The organism is Alistipes sp. CAG:29, from assembly GCF_000435435.1.
Classification (GTDB): domain Bacteria; phylum Bacteroidota; class Bacteroidia; order Bacteroidales; family Rikenellaceae; genus Alistipes; species Alistipes onderdonkii.
On sequence record NZ_FR893507.1, the window covers coordinates 198186 to 200084 of the forward strand.

Annotated in this window: 1 protein-coding gene and 2 pseudogenes; 1 reads left to right on the top strand and 2 read right to left on the bottom strand. The window is 59.3% G+C overall.

Features of this window, described 5'->3' with window-relative positions; genetic code table 11:
* Both QVP03_RS13635 and QVP03_RS13640 read right to left on the bottom strand, forming a co-directional pair.
* Positions 1-278 (bottom strand): annotated as a pseudogene (locus tag QVP03_RS13635) (pyridoxal phosphate-dependent aminotransferase family protein); the annotation flags it as partial.
* A 182-nt stretch (positions 279-460) separates the two neighbouring features.
* Positions 461-1624, bottom strand: a complete 1164-nt coding sequence (locus QVP03_RS13640) for a dicarboxylate/amino acid:cation symporter (protein ID WP_022333941.1) — start codon at positions 1622-1624, stop codon at positions 461-463.
* Between the two features lie 131 nt (positions 1625-1755).
* On the opposite strand from QVP03_RS13640, the pseudogene QVP03_RS13645 reads away from it, so the two are divergent.
* Positions 1756-1899, top strand: a pseudogene (locus QVP03_RS13645) (radical SAM protein); the annotation flags it as partial.

The following is a 1899-nucleotide window of genomic DNA, read 5'->3' on the forward strand; positions in this document are numbered from 1 at the left end:
TGGTAGACGGTCTGGCCACTCATCATGCGGGCGCCCATCGGGGCCGCCATGCCGAACTGTGCGGCACCCTCGGCGTCGGCCTTGCGGACTTCGGGGTGGTTGGCCAGCCCGAGGTAGTTGTTCAGACTCCAGTTGAGCATCTTCTTGCCCCGGAAAGTCATGTGGGGGCCGATATCGCCTTCCAGTTTGGGGAAAGCGTAATAACCGTGGGCGTACGACATGTACTGACCGATGGGGCCACCTGCATTTTTCTCAAGGCGTGCAAAAATATCAACCATAAAATATTGTAATTTAATGTTTAAGTTTCCGTTTCGGACGCGCAAAAGTACAAAAAAACCTTTTAGCCATCAAAATTAGCCGTTTTTTATTCGGCACGGGTACGCATTTATACTTATTTCCGGATATTAGATAAGGAAAAAGGCCGCTTTCGGCGGCCCGGGGGAGAACTTTGTTCGGTTTTTCATTTTTTCGATCGGCGGTCTATCGCATCGACGATCACCGCGACGGCACCGTCGCCCGTCACGTTGGTCGCCGTGCCGAAGCTGTCCATGGCGATATAGGTGGCGATCATCAGTCCCGCGAGCGTCTCGTCGAACCCGAGCATCGACTCGAGCAATCCCAGCGCCGCCATGATCGCGCCGCCCGGCACCCCCGGTGCGGCGATCATCGTCACGCCCAGCAGCAGGATGAACCCCGCGAAAGTCCCCGCCGGAATATCCAGCCCGGCCAGCATCGAAACGGCCAATGCGCAGGCCACGATCTTCATCATCGACCCCGAGAGGTGGATCGTGGCACAGAGCGGTACGACGAACGACGCCAGCTGGGGGCGCACGCCGAGCCGGAGGGTCTGCGCCAGGGTCACGGGGATGGTGGCGGCCGACGATTGCGTGCCGAGCGCCGTGACATAGGCCGTAAGCATCGTACGGAGCATCCGCAGCGGGTTTTTGCGGGCAACGAGCCCGGCAATGGAGAACTGTGCGAGCAGCAGCACGACGGTCATGAAGAAGATCACCACGATCAGCTTCACGAAGACGCCCAGCACCCCGGCCACCTGCCCGGACTGGGTCATCGAAAGGAAGATTCCGAAGATATAGAAGGGCAGCAGCGGGATGATGACGCCCGCGATCACGCGGTCGATGATCGACTTGAAATCGTCCATCACCCCTTTGAGTTTCACGCTGTGCGTATAGGCCATCCCCAGCCCGAGTACGAAGGCCAGTACCAGCGCCGACATGACACCGAACAGGGGTGGCATCCCAACCGTGAAATAGGGTGCGGGGGCCGTTGCGGCCGCGTCGGGCAGCACGGCTGCGGCGCCTTCGAGCAATGCGGGGAACAGCGCCCGCCCCGTGAGGTAGGTGCCGAAGCCCGAGAAAAGGGTGAAGGCATAGGCCAGCGCCGCCGTGAGGGCCAGCAGGCGCCCGGCGTTGCGTCCCAGGTCGGCGATGCCCGGCGCCACCAGCCCGAGGATGAGCAACGGGATGACGAACGAAAGGAACTGGCCGAAAATATCATTGAACGTAAGGGCGATACGCGTCGCCCACACAGGGAAGAAAAAGCCGCAGCCGACCCCGAGGCCGATGGCCAGCACGACGCGCGGCAGCAATCCGAACCTGAATTTCATAAGGAATGGTTTTTGTAAAGGTAGAAAAATATTCCCGTTTTAGCTATCTTCGGCTTTGCCTCAGACAGGCGGCGCCCCGGCAAAATGCAAGTAAACTTGCTTTTGCCCCCGGCATATACTATCTTTGTGGTATGACTTCATTATTCCATGACATCATCTTCGGCCCGGTACATTCGCGGCGGCTGGGACTCTCGCTGGGGGTCAACCTCCTGCCCACCGAGTCGAAACTCTGCTCGTTCGACTGCATCTACTGCGAATGCGGCTGGAATGCCGCG